Source organism: Aerophototrophica crusticola, assembly GCF_012913305.1.
Taxonomy (GTDB): domain Bacteria; phylum Pseudomonadota; class Alphaproteobacteria; order Azospirillales; family Azospirillaceae; genus Niveispirillum; species Niveispirillum crusticola.
In genome coordinates, this window is record NZ_CP051775.1 from 3,526,479 (window position 1) to 3,541,770 (window position 15,292).

Genomic DNA, 15,292 nt, shown 5'->3' on the forward strand with positions numbered 1-15,292 from the left:
CGCCGGAGCGTGTTGCCAGTCAATGGCAACACGCTCCAAGCAAAAGGGCCCGCCACGGGGGCGGGCCCTTCTACGGCCGGTCGCGCGCTGGCGCGCGGGGCCTTACTTCTTGGTGGCCAGGAAGGCGATGACGTCCTTGCGCTCCTGCTCGTTGGCCAGCTTGTAGACCATCTTGGAGTTGCCGGTGGCCTTGTCCGCGGCGCCCTTCTCGGTCAGGTACTTCTTCAGGTAGCCGCTCGGGTCGGCCAGATAGTCGAACAGGGCGTCCTCCGTCCAGATCAGCCCGGCCTCGCTGGCCGCGTGGTTGATGTCGGAGTACTTGTAGCCCTCGGCCGTGCCGGCCTTGCGGCCGACGACGCCGTTCAGCACCGGGCCGACCAGGTTCTTGGCGTCCGGGCCCACGCGGTGGCAGGCCTGGCACTTCTTGAACACCGCCTCACCCTTGGCGGCATCGCCACCGGCCCCCTGGGCAAGGGCCGAACCGGCGGACAGGGACAGGGCGCCGGCGAGGAGTGCGGCGGCGAATTTGGCTTTCATCAGTAGAACCTCCCTGGAAGGGTGCCGGTCGGAAGTCTGCCGGACCCGGGGTTTGACCGCAGGATTGACTGCACGCGAACTTGAACACCAGAGCCCATCGCCTCGGCAGAGGCGGGGCCGACGCCAACGACATCGGCTTGCCAGGGATCCGGTCAAGCCACCCGGGGGACGGGCAACCGATCGGAAGCCCCTGTCCCGCCAGGATGGCCCCCGATCATGTCCCCATCATGGCCGGGGAGAAAGCCTTTGCGCAGCGGCAAAACGCTGCGGTTGCCCCTTCCGGCCGGGGTAGCCCGATGTCGCTGCCGGGCCGTGGTGAAAACGCGCGGGAATGCTGGTCGGCTCCAAAAAAAGATCCCGGGCCGCCCTGGGGTGGGGGCGGCCCGGGAGGCGGGAGGGAAGCGTCACTGCAAGGGGACCCGGGGTCCCAGCGCGGCGGACTGTCCGGGCGCCGCCGGGCCCTTGCGGGCCAGTTCGGGCCAGTCGGCGATCATCGGGGCGCCGAACAGGGGCTTGTAGGCGCCCTTGTGGCAGGTCTGGCAGTTGACCTTGGCCACGTCCCCCTCCGGCCCCAGCCGGTGGGCGGGGAAGACGCCTTGCAGGGGAAGCAGGTACTCGGCGTTCACGTCGCGGACCATGCGGATGCCGTGCCAGGCGGTGGTCCGCTGCGGCGGGCTCTGGCTCCAGTCGGCGAAGGCTCGGCTGTTGTGGCAATAGGTGCAGTTCACGCCCAGCGACTCGGACATGTGGATCATCAGCCCATAGGTCCACTCCGCCTGCTTGATGGAATGGTTGTTGCCCGTGGGCAGGGCGGTGTTCCCGATGACGCGGATGCCGGGGTCCTCCTTGCCCACCAGGTAGGTGGAGAAGGGGTCGGACGGCAGCGAGCTGAGCCCCACCTGGGCGGCGGGCCGGTTCTGGCCGGCGGGGTTGCCCACCATCCCGTGGGCGGGGGACCGGCCGGGGTCGGCGAACCAGATGCCCGTGGGCACGGGCTGGCCGCGGTGGCAGGTATAGCAGGTCACGCCGGTGGCCTGGACGTGGCTGCCCCAGTCCACGTTGATAGTCCGGGTCATCTGCAGCATCTTCCGCGCCACGACCTTGGTGTAGAGGCTGTCGGACGACAGCTCCTCCCCCTCCGCGTGGCAGTAGGTGCAGCCCTGTTCCGGCGACACCCAGGCGGTGATGGCCGTCATGGTGCGCAGGAACTCCGACTCCGTCAGGTCGCCCAGCACCTGGACGTTCTGGTAGACGGCGGAGGCCAGCTCGCCCTCCGGCTCCACCCTGTCGATGGGTTCCGGCAACTGGTTGGCGGCGATGCTGGCCGGGATGGCGCTGGCCCGGTAGTTCTGTTCCATCGCCACGCCGCGGAAGCCGGTCTGCACCGTCTCCACGCTGCCATACTCGAAGGTGAACAGCAGGCCGACGCCCAGCACGACCGCCGCCGCGGCGGCTCCTCTCAGGACCATGCTCATCTCACACCCCCTGTCGGCGGCAGCGTGGTGGGGTCGATGGCCGCGGGATAGGCCGCCGGGTAGGACGGCGCGACCCCGTGCTTCACGGCCCACAGGTACCAGTTGTCCACCACGGTCCCGGTCAGCAGGATGCCGATGCCGCCCGTTAGGGTGGTCAGGATGGCGAACCAGATGGCCCAGCGGTGGATGCTCTCGGCCGTGGCGTTGAAGCCCATGGTCCAGCGCCAGAACAGGGCCCCGCGCTCGAACGCCGTGCCGCGGTCCACGATCTGCTCCACCTCCCGCTCCGCCCCGAACCGGCCGGTGGCCAGCACGGTGGCCCCGTGCATGGCGAACAGCAGGGTGGAGCCGTACAGGAAGACGATGGAGAGCATGTGGAACGGGTTGTAGAACAGGTTGCCGTAGCGCAGCGAGAAGGCGGCGGTCCAGTCCAGGTGCGGGAAGATGCCGAAGGGCACCGCCTCGCCCCAGCTCCCCATCAGCAGCGGGCGGATGAAGCCCAGCACCAGGTACAGCCAGATGGCCGAGGCGAAGGCCCAGGCCGTGTGGGTGCCGATGCCCAGCATGCGGGACCGGCGATAGACCCGCAGCCACCACAGCAGGATGGACGCGGTCAGGAAGAAGCCCGCCAGCAGCCACCACCCGCCCTCGTTCAACGGCGGCAGGCGCAGGCCATAGGCCGGCGGCGGCGGCTCCAGCGCCAGCCAGGGCAGCTGGCGGATGAACTGGATCGGGTCCCACCCCACCGAGGCCCACATGTTCAGGCCAATGATCTCGATGGCGATGACGCCGCAAAGGATGGAGGCCAGGCCCAGCCAGCCCAGATAGACGGGGCCGACCTGGCTGTCGCCGATCTTGCCCAGCCAGTAGGAGAAGCCGGGCTTCATCTGCCGGACCCAGGGTCCCGCCTCGATGGGCACGCCCTCATAGGCGGGGCCGCGGATCTGCACCTGCGTGAAGATGTTCTGGTATTCGGCCATTGCCGCCTCCCTCACAAAGGCCAGATCGGCAGGTTGAGCCACCAGCCCCACCATTCCGGCCAGCCACGGGTCCAGAAGGGGCCGCTGATCACGATGCACACGGCACTCCAGAACCCGGCGGATAGCGCCAGGAACAGGCCCAGCCGGTGGATGCCCAGCGTGCCGATGGAATAGCCGATGGTGTCGCGGAAGAACGTGTTCTCATGCTCCGCCGTCTTCACCACGTCCTGGGCGCCTGACCGGGTCCGGCCGGGGTTGGCGGCGGCCAGCACCAGGGCGCCGTGCAGGGACAGGGCGAAGGTGGTGGTGAAGAAGAACGTCACCGCCAGCATGTGCGCCGGGTTGTAGTGGAAGTGCAGGTACTGGTAGCCGACGTTCGACACCCAGTCCAAATGGCTGAGGATGCCGTAGGGGAACCCGTGCCCCCAGGCGCCCAGCAGCACCGGCCGCACAACCACCAGGGTGAAATAGGCGAACACCGCCACGCCATAGGCCACGGGCACGTGGTAGCCCATGCCCAGCTTGCGGGAGATCTCCACCTGCCGCAGCGCCCAGGACCCGAAGGCCCCCAACGCGCAGATGGTGATGACCTGCCACAGCCCCCCTTCCTTCAGCGGGGCCAGCGCCAAGCCGTATTTCAGGTCCGGCGGCGCGATGTTGATCTGCCAGATGTTCCAGGTGGGCCCCTGCGAGGCCCCGTAGATGATCAGGAGCGTGCCGAGCACGGAGAAGAAGATCGTCGTGACACCGAAGAAACCGACGTAGAAGGGCCCGACCCAGAAGTCGAACAGGTCTCCGCCGATCAGGGTGCCGCCCCGGACGCGGTACTTTTTTTCGAAGTTGAGCATGGCCATGGTCGGATCCCCCCGTCAGGCGGCCCTGATTGTTAGGGAAGGCGGCCGGCGTCCCAGGGGTGACGGGGGGTGAGCCCCGTTCCCCCGGCGGCGCCGGCCTGTCCACCGGCCCAGGGCCTTACCGGCCCGCGGGCAGCGGCGAGTTCTGGGTCACCGCCGCGGCTGGCGCGGGACCTTCCAGCCAGTTGAAGCGGTTGGTGCTCAGCAGGATGAAGTGGATCAGGAGCGCCAGCGCGAACAGGAAGGTGGCCAGGGCCACCAGCGTCCGGCGGGGATCGAAGAGGAGCCATAAGCGCCACATGTCAGCCTCCTAGCCCAGCAGCGTGGTTGCGGTGTCCATCGCCAGCTTCACGCCGTCCTGCAGGGCGGCGTAGCCGTTCGGCCCCGGGATCCACGGGCGCCACGACCAGACGAGGAAGTGGGCCACGATGGCGATCAGGGTGAAGGCGATGAAACTCACGATGAAGATCTGGTGGAACTCGCGGGCTTCCGTCTCCGTCAGGCCTGACAGAGACGAGTCACCCCTTCCTTGTGCGTAATCAGCCATTGCTTACCTCCTGCTCTTTGGCCTCTCGGCCGGTGCGGCGCGCGGCGTGCGCGACCGCAGACATGGCGTTGGCCGCCATGACCGGATGCCCGTGCCCGGGGGCGCGGAGTTCTGGTGGGTGGAAGGGACGGACGGGCGAAGCCCAGGCCGCCGACCGGCGGCCCGCGGGCCCATGCCCGCGTAAGCCAAGCCGGCGGAGCCGGCGCCCGGCGTTTGAGGGGGCATGTGTCATGCCGCCCTCCCCGCGGTGAGGGTGGCGCCGGCGTTGGCGGCGTGGGTGCGGGTGACCCGCTCCTCGCCGGCGGCGCGGGCGGACTGCTCCGCGGCGTCGCGCAGGCGCTTGGCGGCGGAGATGCGGACCAGCACGGGCTGGGCCTCCACAAGGTCGTCCAGCACGGCGCGGGCATCGTCGTCCCAGGGCAGCTGCGTGTGCAGGCGCGACGGCGTGGCCTCCACCTGGTCCATGGTCTTGGCCAGGGGCAGGATGTTGAAAAGCGCGTCGAACAGCGCGTTGCAGACCTCCTGCACCACATAGGTCGCCCCGGCATAGCCCATGAAGGGCGTGCCCGTGTGGCGGCGGATGATGGCGCCGGGGAAGCTGGCGGGGATGAACTGGCAGCGGGCGCCGGCCTCTTGCGCGTACATGCGCTCGTTGAAGCTGCCGAACAGCACCAGCGGCGGGGTCTTGGCGATGGCGGCGCGCACCGCGTCGTTGTCCGGCTTCAGGCCCGGGCGGCGGCTGAAGGCGAAGACGCAGGGCAGGCCCAGCTCCTCCTCCAGGAAATGCCTGACACCCCGGGCATAGGTCTCGTTGGCGACGATGCCGAAGCTGGCGGTGCCGAAGAAATCCTGCGTCACCGACCGCCAGAGGTCCCACAGCGGCTTGATGGTGGTGTGCTTTTCCTTCTCGATGAAGGGCTCCGGGTCCAGGCCCAGCAGCTCCCCCAGCTTGCGCAGGAACTTGGTGGTGGAATGCAGCCCGATGGGGGCTTGCAGGTACGGCTTGTCCAGCGCCTCGCACAGCAGGCGGCCGAACTCCCGGTACAGGCAGACATTCACGTCCGCGTCCACCAGCCGGGGCACGTCCATCAAGTGGCTGCCCAGGGGGAAGGCCATGTTGACCTCCGCCCCGATCCCCTCCACCAGCCGCCGCACCTCCGCCAGGTCGCTGGCGGTGTTGAAGGTGCCGTAGATGGGGCCGATGATGTTGACGCGGGGCTTGTCGCCCTCCTTGCGCGGCTTCGCCTTGGGCATCACGCCGCGCCGGGCGCCGTACTCCGACCACAGCCAGGCCATGGCGCGGTTGGCGCTCTGCCACTGGTCCTCGTCGATGGTGCGGGGCAGGAAGCGCTGGATGTTGGTGCCCTCGGGCGTCACCCCGCCGCCGATCATCTCCGCGATGGATCCAGTGACCACCACGCTGGGCAGGCCGGGGTCCAGGGTCCGGTGCGCCCGGGCCATGGCCTTCTCCGTCCCGTGCTGGCCCAGCTCCTCCTCGCCCAGGCCGGTGACCACCACCGGCAGCTCGTGGGGCGGCAGCCCGTCGGTGTAGTGCAGCACGGCGGTGACCGGCAGGTTCTCGCAGCCCACGGGGCCGTCGATGATCACCTGAAGGCCCTTGATGGCGGTGAAGACGTAGACGGCGCCCCAATAGCCGCCGGCCCGGTCAAGGTCCTGGATCAGCATGGCGCGTCCTCCGCGACGGAGGTTTTTTCCTTCGCCGCCTTGGCGGCCAGGGCGGCGTTCTTCTTGCGGAACTCCGGCCGGTCGCGGGGCACCTTCTCCCACACGCCGGCGGCGTGGCCGGTGCCCACGCCCTCGAAGAACTCCCGCATGCTGTCGAAGCGTGCCTTGTTGCCCAGGGCGGCGTTGACCACCTGCGCCAGCGACCCCGCGCCCGCCGGGCCCATCAGCGGGCGGGCGGAGATCAGGTTGGTGAAGTACAGGGCGGGGATCGCCCTCTCCTTCGCCGCCTGCACCACGGGGTGGTGCCGATGGCCAGGTCCGGCTTCACCGTCTCCAGCGCCGCAAGGTCCTGCTCCAGGCTGGCGCGGAACTGGACGTGGACGCCGCGGGCCTCCAGCCATTCCCGGTCCGCGTCGGACCAGCGGGTGCGCGGGCAGGCCGTGCCGACATAGGGCACCTCCGCCCCGCTCTCCACCAGCAGCCGGGCCACCAGCAGCTCCGACCCCTCATAGCCGGACAGGGTGATGCGCCCCTTGACCGGCTTGGCGGCCAGCGCCCCGCGGATGGCGGGAAGGAAGCGGTTCTGGGCGGCCGCCACCTTGTCCTTGGCGATCCCGCACGCCTCCCCGATGGCGGCCAGCCAATCGGCCGTGCCGTCATGGCCCACGGGGGCGGAGCCGACGATGGGCCGGCCCGCCGCCTCGAACTCCCGCACGCTCGCGGCATAGAAGGGGTGGATGGCTGCCACGGCGGCACCGTCCAGGGCGGCATACAGCTCCCGCCACTCCCGCGTCGGCACCACGGGCCCGGCCGCCAAGCCTAAGGGCTCCAGCAACATGCCGATGCTGACGGGGTCCGCCGGGAACATCTCCCCCAGCAGGGTGATGGTGGGCTTGTCCTTGCGGCCGTCGCGGGGGGCCTGCACGGGGCCCTGCTCGGCCTCCGTGCGGGCATAGTGCAGCATGGCCCCGGCCAGCACGTCCTTGGCCTCCGCATGGGTCGGCACGCCGAAGCCGGGCACGTCGATGCCGATGATGCGGACGCCGTTGATCTCCTTGGGCAGCAGCCGCAGCGGCACGCCGCTGGCGCTGGGCACGCACAGGTTGGTCACCACCACCGTGTCGTACAAAGCGGGGTCGGCCAGGGCATGGACGGCGTCGCGGATGTCCTCGAACAGCTTGCCGGTGACCAGCGTCTCCGAGTTGAAGGGCACGTAGCCCACGGACCGCTTGGCGCCATAGAAGTGGCTGGTGAAGGTCAAGCCATAGACGCAGCAGGCGCTGCCCGACAGCACCGTCGCCGTGCGCCGCATGCGCAGGCCGACGCGAAGGCTGCCGAAGGCCGGGCACATGCTCTGCGGCTGGTCGTGGGGCCCTTGCGGGTAGTCCTTGGCGTACTGCTCCAGCACCGCGCCCAAACCCGCCTTGGCGGCGGATTCCTTCAGCGCGGCCTTGTTGTGGCAGCCCTGGCCGTCGCCGCGACCCTCAAGCCGGGGCGCGCAGCCGCCGACGGAGTTGCCCTCCGGCACCGGGTCAGCCTGGGCCGCGGCGGCGCCGACGGCGTCGTAGACCACTTCCGTGCTGGGCGGGGGACCGGGGTCCCGTTGGGTGAGGTCGTCCATCATCCGCCTCACACGCTGTCGTAGATGACTTCGAGGGACGGCTTCTTGACGGCGGCCACGCCGCACATGTCCTCCATGCTGGCGGGCTCCAGCACCACGTTGCGGCCCACCGTCTCCCCGCTGAACAGGCCCAGCAGCCCGTCCTGGGTCAGGGGTGTCGGCCGCTGCGGCGGGGCGTCGGCCACGTTGCGGGCCAGCTCCTCGAACAGGGGGCCCCATTGGCCGCCGGGCTTGCCGATGATCTCGTAATTGGCGGACTTGCGGCGGATGTCCTCGTGCGCCGGGATGCTGGCCAGGACGGGGATGCCGGCGTTCTGGGCGAAGGCCGCCGCCTCCCCCGTGCCGTCGTCCTTGTTGATGACCATGCCGGCGACGCCGACATTGCCGCCCAGCTTGCGGAAATACTCCACCGCGGAGCAGACATTGTTGGCGACGTACAGGCTCTGCAGGTCGTTGCTGCCGACGACGATGACCTTCTGGCACATGTCCCGGGCGATGGGCAGGCCGAACCCGCCGCAGACCACGTCGCCCAGGAAGTCCAGCAGGACGAAGTCGAAGCCCCAGTCGTGGAAGCCCAGCTTCTCCAGCGTCTCGAAGCCATGGATGATGCCGCGCCCGCCGCAGCCGCGGCCCACCTCCGGCCCGCCCAGCTCCATGGCGAACACGCCGTCGCGCTTGAAGCAGACGTCGCCGATCTCGACCTGCTCCCCCGCCAGCTTCTTGCGGGTGGATGTCTCGATGATGGTGGGGCAGGCCTTGCCGCCGAACAGCAGCGATGTGGTGTCGCTCTTCGGGTCGCAGCCGATCAGCAGCACCTTCTTGCCCTGCTGCGCCATCATGTAGGACAGGTTGGCCAGGGTGAAGCTCTTGCCGATGCCGCCCTTGCCATAGATGGCGATGATCTGGGTCTTCTTGGCGGCGGGGCTGGTGTGGACGGGGTCCGGTTCCTGCGCCGCCTCGGCGCGCAGGCGATCCCGCAGGGCTTCCACCGCCGCTTGGGACTTTCGCGAAGGCTCGGCGACGCGCAGGGCGACGGTCATTGGGGGCCTCTCCAGTCCAGGATCATCTTCAGGCAGGCGGGGTCGCCGAACGCGGTGCGATAGGCGGCGTCTGCCTCGCGCGCCGGCAGGCGATGGGTGATCAGCCCGTCCAGGGACAGGCGCCCGCTTTCCACCAGGTCGCGCACCGCGACCAGGTCCAGGGGCTGCCACTCCGCGGCCACGCGGATCCGCGCCTCCCGCATGAAGGCGGGGGGAAGGCGAAGCTCAGTGGTGCTGAATAGAACCCGGCCAGCACCACCTCACCCCCGCGGGCCAGGCGGCTGATCAGGCTGTCCAGCAGGGTGGCGTCGCCGCTCACGTCATGGATGGCGCGGTAGTCGCGGCGGGGGTCGGCTTGCGGGTCCAGCACGGCATAGAGGTCGGCGCCGTCGCGGCGGGCTTGGTTGCTCTCCCACACGGTGGGCGCACCACCCAGGGCGACGGCGATGCGGGCCAGCAGCCTTCCCAGCACCCCGTGGCCGACGACCAGGTCCGGCAGGGCGCCCCCGGCGATGGCATGGTGGGCGGTGGCGGCCAGGGCCAGCAGCACCGCCTGTTCCCCCAGCCCGTCGCCCACCGGCAGCACCTTGGCCCCCGGCACGACGATGCGGCTGGCCGCCCCGCCGAACAGGCCGCGGACGGGGCCGAAGCCGCGGGACCCCGGCGCGAACACCCGGTCCCCCACCCTGACCCGGGACCCCGGCCCGGCATGGCTGACCCGGCCCACCGACTCATAGCCCGGCACCAGCGGGTAGCCCATGCCGGGGAAGGCGGGCATGCGGCCGCTCCACAGCAGCCGCTCCGTGCCGGTGCTGATGCCGCTCCATTCCATCTCGACGATGACGTCATCCTCGGCCGGCGGAACCAGGTCCACCCTGCGCAACGCGAGCCTCTCAGGCTCCTCCAGGACGACGGCGAGCGATTCCATGGGACCCTCCGGGGGTCTTGGGCGGGACAGGCTTCCCGCCATGTGTAATCCTAGACTGACGCCGTTGAGTGTCAATCTATGTTTACGTCATAAGCCGCTGACATGGGCTTTTGCCCGCAGGGCGGACGGGATCACGCGCGATCCGGTCGGGCCGCCAGCAGGCTGGCCAGCAGGGGCGTGCGGGTCCGGACCGGCCTTGGCGGTTGGAATCCGGCAGCGACAAGCAGGGTTGACAGTTCCGCCGGCGTGCGCGGCCGGCCGCGGCCCATGGCCAGCAGGTAGAAGCCGAAGTAGGCGTCCCCCATGGCCCGGGCGCCCCGGCCGCGGGACCCCGCCATGGGCTCCGCCACCAGCAGGGTGCCCGTGGGGTGGATGGCCCGGCGCACCGCCTTCAGCAGGGCCAGCACGTCCCCGTCATCATGGTCGTGCAGCACCCGGACCAGGGTGACCAGGTCGGCCCCGCCGGGCAGCGCGTCCGTGTGGAAGTCCCCGCCCTCCGCCCGCGCCCTGCCGCCCAACCCTTCCGACTCGAAGCGTTCCTGGGCGCGGGCCGCCACGGCGGGCAGGTCGAACAGCACCAGCTCAAGGCCCGGCGCCCGCTGCCCCGTGGCCCGCAGGAAGCTGCCGTCGCCCCCGCCCACGTCCAGCAGGCGGCGGTGCTTGTGTACGGGCCAGGCGTCCAGCACTTCCGCCGCCACCAGCGGCTGGGTGGCCGCCATCAGGGCGGTATAGGGGTCGACGTCGCCTGCCAGCGCCTCCGCCGGCCGCTCCGCCCCGGCATAGGCCCAGTACCCGGCCAGCCCCGTGTCCGTCCGCCGCTGCCGCAGCAGGGCCACCGGGTCCGCCAGGTCGGCGTACAGCAGCACATGGTGCTCCACCATGGCCGCGATGCCAGGGTTGCCCAGCAGCGGCGCCCCCAGCGGGCCCAGGCCATAGCGCCCGCCGCCCCGCTCCGCCGCCAGGTCCAGCGCCGCCGCCGCCCGCAGCAGCCTTGCCGCCCCGTCCGCCGGCAGGCCCAGCCGCGGGGCCAGTTCCGCCACCGTGCGCGGCCCCTCCGCCAGCACCTCCGCCGCCCGCAGCCGCACGAAGGCCAGCAGTACCTGCGAATAGACGAAGCCCGCACAGAGGTCGAACAGCGCCCCCGCCCGCCGCCGGGCGACGGGGCGCGTCAGGGGGAAGGCGGTGGCGAACCGCATGAAGCCCGGGCTGGCCAGCAGCCGGTCCTTGGCCGCGTGCAGGCGGTCAATGAGACGTGTGAGGACTGTCTGACCAGCCACACCCGCACCACCTGCTTCCCCCGCGAAGGCGGGGGTCCACGGTTTTTCAACCCGAGTGCCGTCGGAGGGCGCGTCAAGAACTGTGGGCCCCCGCCTTCGCGGGGGACGCGGCAGTTCCTGGGGAAACGGGGGTGATCCCACCCCACCGCCCCACCTGTCGCTGTCGGCGCTCACGCCGCCACGCGGGCCAGTTCCTTCGGCAGGAACCGCCGCGCCTCCCAATGGATGATGGTCTTCAGCTCGGCTTGGCCTGGGCAAGGGGGATGCTGTCCATGGCGGCGGCCACCAGCCGGTCCAGCCGGGCCAGCGCCCCGGCCAGGCCCAACTCCCGCACCGCGCTGCACCGTCCCAGCGCGGCGTCGCGGCCCACCGGCTTGCCGATGTCCTCTGCCTTCGACGCCACGTCATGCAGGTCGTCGGCCACCTGGAACGCCTCGCCCAGCCTTGCGCCAAGGGTGCGCCAAGGGGTGCCGTCATGGCCGGCGGCGATGGCCCCGGCCATGGTGGCGGCGGCGAACAGCACGCCGGTCTTGGCCCGGTGGTACTCGGTCAGGTCCACCGCCGGCTCGCACTCCCAGGACTGGCCGGCGACGATGCCGCCCGGCATGCCCACCGCTTGGGACACGGTCACCAGCAGGCTGGCCAGCCGGATGGGGTTGGCCGACGCCCCACGCGCCAGCGCCTCGAACGCCATCACGATCAGCGCGTCGCCGCACAGCACGGCCAGCGGCTCCCCATAGGCGCGGTGGACGGTGGGCTTGCCGCGCCGGGTCCCGGCGTCGTCGAAGCAGGGCAGGTCGTCATGGACGAGGGAGGCGCAGTGCAGCAGCTCGATGGACGCCGCCGCCGCCTCCGCCGCCTCCGGGTCGTCGTCGCCGCAGGCCCTGGCCACTGCCAGCAGCAGCTTGGGCCGGATGCGGGCGCCGCCGGGGAACACGGCATAGCGCATGGCCGATCCCAGCAGGGGCGGCGCGCCGGGGCTGTCCAGCCCAACCATGGCGCGGTCCAGCGCCTGCTCGATCCGGGCGATCACGTCCATGCGGCGTCTCCCCGTGGGCGAAGGGGCGGTACACCCCCTGTCAGCCCTTGTTGTCAGCCTAAACTGTCATCTAACATTGACACTGGTCTGTGTCAGGCGCAACGACAATCCGGGGGTGGCCCAATGGGTGGTCAGGAAGGCCGGGTGGTCATCATCGGCGCGGGCGTGGCGGGACTGGCCGCCGCCGCGATCCTGTCCGCCCGCGGCATGGAAGTGACCCTGCTGGACCGCGCCCCCGCCCCCGGCGGCAAGATGCGGGAGGTGGCGGTGGGCACCACCCGCCAGGACGCTGGCCCCACGGTGCTGACCCTGCGCCCGGTGCTGGAGGAGCTGTTCCAGGCCGCCGGCAGCCGCCTGTCCGACCACGTGACCCTGACAAGGGCCGACATCCTGGCCCGCCACGCCTGGGACCCCGGGCTGGGGGCGGGGACGCGGCCCAAATGGACCTGTTCGCCGACGTGGACCGCTCGGCGGAAGCCATATCCGCCCTGGCCGGCCCGGCGGAGGGGCGGGGCTACCGCCGCTTCGTGGCGGACGCGGCGCGCATGTTCCGCACCCTGGACAAGCCCTTCATCCGCAGCCCGCAGCCCAGCATGGCCGGGCTGATGGCGGGCGTCGGGCCCTTCGGCCTGGGCGATTTGTGGGCCATCAAGCCGTTCGAGACCCTGTGGGGGGCGCTTGGCGGCTATTTCCAGGACCCGCGGCTGCGGCAGCTGTTCGGCCGCTACGCCACCTATTGCGGCTCCTCCCCCTTCCAGGCGCCGGCCACCCTGATGCTGGTGGCGCATGTGGAGCAGGCGGGTGTCTGGCTGGTGGAGGGGGGCATGCACCGGCTGGCCCAGGCCCTGTCCACCCTCGCCCAACGCAACGGCGCCACCGTGCGCTATGGCGCGGAGGCCCGGGAGATTCTGGTCAGGCGGGGCCGCGCCGCCGGGGTGCTGCTGGCCGACGGAGAGGTGGTGGAGGCAGACGCAGTGATCCACGCCGGCGACGTGGCCGCCCTGGGCGACGGCTTGCTGGGGCCGGGCGCCAGGCCTGCCGCCCCAACCGTGCCGAGGCAGGCCCGCTCCCTCTCCGCCCTGACCTGGAGCGTGGTGGCCAGGGCGGACGGCTTCCCCCTGAAGCGCCACACGGTCTTCTTCTCCCGCGACTACCGGGCGGAGTTCGACACGATCCTGGAACGCCGGAGCCTGCCCGCCGCCCCCACCGTCTATGTCTGCGCCCACGACCGGGGCGCGGGGCTGGAGGAGGACACGGTGAACGGCCCGGAACGCCTGCTGGTCCTGGTCAACGCCCCGGCGGACGGCGACACCAACCCCTTCCCACCGGACAGCGTGCGCGCCTGCGGCGAGGCGACCGCCGGCCTGCTGGCCCGATGCGGGCTGGAACTGTCGGAGCAGGAGGAGGTGACCACCACCCCCGCCGACTTCGCCAGGCTGTTCCCCGCCAGCGGCGGCGCCCTCTATGGCCGCGCCTCCCATGGCTGGCAGGCCAGCTTCCAGCGCCCCGGCATCCCCAGCCGCGTCCCCGGCCTGTTCCTGGCCGGCGGCAGCGTCCACCCCGGCCCCGGCGTGCCCATGGCGGCCTTGTCCGGCCATATGGCGGCGTCCCAGGTGCTCGCCGCTTTGGAGAAGGTGCAATGACGAACCTCGACCTGGGCTTCACCCGGCCGGTGCCGCGGGACGGCTATGCCTGGTGGTACATGGATGCCTACAGCGACGACCACCGTCACGGCCTGACCATCATCGCCTTCATCGGCAGCGTCTTCTCCCCCTGGTATGCCTGGGCGCGGCGCAAGGGGTCGGCGGAGCCGCGGGACTTCGCCTGCTTCCACATCGTGCTGACGGGCCCCGGCGGTGACCGTTGGGCCATGACGGAGCGGCGGGCCGGCGCCCTGTGCCGCACCCCGGACAGCCTCACCATCGGCCCCAGCGGCCTGGCCTGGGACGGGCGCACCCTGACCGCCCGGGTGGATGAGGTGACGTTCCCCCTGCCGCAGCGGGTGCGCGGCACCATCCGGCTGCACCCCAGCGCCGCCACCACCTTCCAGCCCACCCTGGACAGCCACGGCCTGCACCGCTGGTGGCCCATCGCCCCCTTCAGCCGGGTGGAGGTGGAGCTGGACCAGCCCGGCGTGCGCTGGTCGGGCCCCGGCTATTTCGACAGCAACTGGGGCGACGGCCCGCTGGAGGACAGCTTCAAGGAATGGGACTGGTGCCGCGGCCCCCTGACCGACGGAGCCAGCATCCTCTATGACGTGGTCCGCCGCGACGGCAGCACCCAAGGCATCGCCATCCGCATTGGCCGCGACGGCACGGTCACCCCCTATGACGCCCCGGCCCGCGTCACCCTGCCCGGCACCCGCTGGTGGCGGATAAGGCGGGAGACGCGGTGCGAGCCCGGCCACGGGGCAGAGGTGGCCCAGACCCTGCTGGACGCGCCTTTCTATGCCCGGTCCGTGGTACGGACGCGGCTGTTGGGACAGGCGGTGACGGCCATGCACGAAAGCCTGGACCTGGACCGCTTCCGCCAACCCTGGGTCCAGGCCCTGCTGCCCTTCCGCGTGCCGCGGCGGGGGTAGGATATCTGCCGATGCCAGCCTTCGTTGGCTGACACCTTGATGGTCGCGGCGTGGATTTCTGGTCGGCAAACGGGCCGAACCGCACCCCAACGTCCCCTCTCCCAGGGGGAGAGGGACAGGGTGAGGGGTGGTGCGACCAGGACAGCAGGAGCCTGTCCGCAGGTTCCCCTTTCCGCAGAGGGCCCAACCCCTCTCCCTGTCCCTCCCCCACTGGGGGAGGGGACGATGGGGCACGGTTCGGCCTTACAATTCAACGGAATGCCGACCCCAGCCTTCAGGAGCAGCAAGCGGTCACGCGTCCCGGGCCCGGCATTGTCGCTCACGTCGGGTGGCGGGTGCCGTCCACGGCGGCTTGTTCGGTGGAGCGTTCGGCGGTGATGCGGGTGCCGTCACCCATGTGCTCGCCGCGCTTGTGCCGGCTGTTGCTGGTCCGCTTGGCCTGCATGATGCCGATGGCCAGCACGGCCACCAGGGTGAAGAAGGCCAGGATCCAGATCAGGTTGCCGCCCAGAAGGTCGCCCATGGGTGCCTCGCTGCAAGGTGGGTCATGGGCACCCCAACCGCGCGCGCTTTGTATCGTTCCGAGTCACGGGTTCGGCGGCTGTCCCGCCCGTTCCTTCGCCCTGCGGTTGGCGCGGCGCAGGGACCACAGCTCATAGGCCCCGAAGCCCACCACCAGCCCGAAGACCAGCAGCATCTCTACCAGGCCGTAATAGTGCGGGTGCAT

The 15,292-nt window shown here is 70.9% G+C and carries 19 protein-coding genes; 3 read left to right on the plus strand and 16 right to left on the minus strand.

Going from position 1 to position 15,292, the window contains the following annotated elements; all coding sequences use genetic code 11:
• Positions 1 to 102 precede the first annotated feature (102 nt).
• From HHL28_RS17320 to HHL28_RS17375, 14 genes are all read right to left on the minus strand, one after another.
• Positions 103 to 537 (minus strand): c-type cytochrome, encoded by a 435-nt coding sequence (locus HHL28_RS17320; RefSeq protein ID WP_075772033.1) that lies wholly within the window; start codon positions 535 to 537, stop codon positions 103 to 105.
• A gap of 404 nt (positions 538 to 941) precedes the next feature.
• Positions 942 to 2,012 (minus strand): photosynthetic reaction center cytochrome PufC, encoded by a 1,071-nt coding sequence (gene pufC, locus HHL28_RS17325; protein ID WP_083699241.1) that lies wholly within the window; start codon positions 2,010 to 2,012, stop codon positions 942 to 944.
• Positions 2,009 to 2,992: a photosynthetic reaction center subunit M gene (pufM, locus tag HHL28_RS17330; RefSeq protein WP_075772032.1), complete on the minus strand. Its 984-nt coding sequence runs from the start codon at positions 2,990 to 2,992 to the stop codon at positions 2,009 to 2,011. The genes pufC and pufM overlap by 4 nt, the downstream gene beginning before the upstream one ends.
• 11 nt (positions 2,993 to 3,003) lie before the next feature.
• Entirely contained in the window at positions 3,004 to 3,846 is an 843-nt protein-coding gene (pufL, locus tag HHL28_RS17335; protein ID WP_075772031.1) for a photosynthetic reaction center subunit L, read from the minus strand.
• 118 nt (positions 3,847 to 3,964) lie between these two features.
• A complete protein-coding gene (gene pufA, locus HHL28_RS17340; RefSeq protein WP_075772030.1) occupies positions 3,965 to 4,147 on the minus strand; it encodes a light-harvesting antenna LH1, alpha subunit in 183 nt (60 codons plus the stop codon).
• 9 nt (positions 4,148 to 4,156) lie between these two features.
• On the minus strand, positions 4,157 to 4,393 hold the full coding sequence (gene pufB / locus HHL28_RS17345; RefSeq protein ID WP_075772029.1) for a light-harvesting antenna LH1, beta subunit: 237 nt from the start codon (positions 4,391 to 4,393) through the stop codon (positions 4,157 to 4,159).
• A gap of 228 nt (positions 4,394 to 4,621) precedes the next feature.
• Positions 4,622 to 6,079: a chlorophyllide a reductase subunit Z gene (gene bchZ, locus HHL28_RS17350; protein WP_075772028.1), complete on the minus strand. Its 1,458-nt coding sequence runs from the start codon at positions 6,077 to 6,079 to the stop codon at positions 4,622 to 4,624.
• Complete coding sequence (locus tag HHL28_RS19150) at positions 6,073 to 6,372, minus strand: hypothetical protein (protein WP_449686976.1); 300 nt, start codon at positions 6,370 to 6,372, stop codon at positions 6,073 to 6,075. Before HHL28_RS19150 ends, bchZ begins: the two co-directional genes overlap by 7 nt.
• The gene (gene bchY, locus HHL28_RS17355) at positions 6,321 to 7,700 is read right to left on the minus strand and encodes a chlorophyllide a reductase subunit Y (protein ID WP_449686978.1); all 1,380 of its coding nucleotides are present in this window, start codon (positions 7,698 to 7,700) and stop codon (positions 6,321 to 6,323) included. The genes HHL28_RS19150 and bchY overlap by 52 nt, the downstream gene beginning before the upstream one ends.
• Positions 7,701 to 7,708: 8 nt before the next feature.
• The gene (locus tag HHL28_RS17360) at positions 7,709 to 8,740 is read right to left on the minus strand and encodes a chlorophyllide a reductase iron protein subunit X (protein WP_075772027.1); all 1,032 of its coding nucleotides are present in this window, start codon (positions 8,738 to 8,740) and stop codon (positions 7,709 to 7,711) included.
• Positions 8,737 to 8,886, minus strand: coding sequence for a hypothetical protein (locus HHL28_RS19020; protein ID WP_404326071.1), 150 nt, complete (start codon positions 8,884 to 8,886; stop codon positions 8,737 to 8,739). Before HHL28_RS19020 ends, HHL28_RS17360 begins: the two co-directional genes overlap by 4 nt.
• A complete protein-coding gene (gene bchC / locus HHL28_RS17365) occupies positions 8,841 to 9,668 on the minus strand; it encodes a chlorophyll synthesis pathway protein BchC (RefSeq protein WP_404326073.1) in 828 nt (275 codons plus the stop codon). The genes HHL28_RS19020 and bchC overlap by 46 nt, the downstream gene beginning before the upstream one ends.
• Positions 9,669 to 9,799: 131 nt before the next feature.
• Positions 9,800 to 10,945 (minus strand): methyltransferase, encoded by a 1,146-nt coding sequence (locus tag HHL28_RS17370; RefSeq protein WP_075772025.1) that lies wholly within the window; start codon positions 10,943 to 10,945, stop codon positions 9,800 to 9,802.
• Between the two features lie 235 nt (positions 10,946 to 11,180).
• On the minus strand, positions 11,181 to 11,984 hold the full coding sequence (locus HHL28_RS17375) for a polyprenyl synthetase family protein (protein ID WP_404326075.1): 804 nt from the start codon (positions 11,982 to 11,984) through the stop codon (positions 11,181 to 11,183).
• A 144-nt stretch (positions 11,985 to 12,128) separates the two neighbouring features.
• Between HHL28_RS17375 and HHL28_RS19025 the strand changes: the two genes are divergently transcribed.
• From HHL28_RS19025 to HHL28_RS17385, 3 genes are read left to right on the plus strand one after another with little or no spacing between them, the layout of a single operon-like run.
• On the plus strand, positions 12,129 to 12,590 hold the full coding sequence (locus HHL28_RS19025; protein WP_404326076.1) for an FAD-dependent oxidoreductase: 462 nt from the start codon (positions 12,129 to 12,131) through the stop codon (positions 12,588 to 12,590).
• Positions 12,590 to 13,627, plus strand: coding sequence for a phytoene desaturase family protein (locus tag HHL28_RS17380; RefSeq protein WP_404326959.1), 1,038 nt, complete (start codon positions 12,590 to 12,592; stop codon positions 13,625 to 13,627). Before HHL28_RS19025 ends, HHL28_RS17380 begins: the two co-directional genes overlap by 1 nt.
• Entirely contained in the window at positions 13,624 to 14,565 is a 942-nt protein-coding gene (locus tag HHL28_RS17385) for a carotenoid 1,2-hydratase (protein WP_404326077.1), read from the plus strand. Before HHL28_RS17380 ends, HHL28_RS17385 begins: the two co-directional genes overlap by 4 nt.
• Before the next feature lie 319 nt (positions 14,566 to 14,884).
• Here HHL28_RS17385 and HHL28_RS17390 read toward each other — a convergent pair whose 3' ends face one another.
• On the minus strand, positions 14,885 to 15,088 hold the full coding sequence (locus tag HHL28_RS17390) for a hypothetical protein (protein WP_075772022.1): 204 nt from the start codon (positions 15,086 to 15,088) through the stop codon (positions 14,885 to 14,887).
• A gap of 63 nt (positions 15,089 to 15,151) precedes the next feature.
• On the minus strand, positions 15,152 to 15,292 hold the full coding sequence (locus tag HHL28_RS17395) for a hypothetical protein (protein ID WP_169655581.1): 141 nt from the start codon (positions 15,290 to 15,292) through the stop codon (positions 15,152 to 15,154).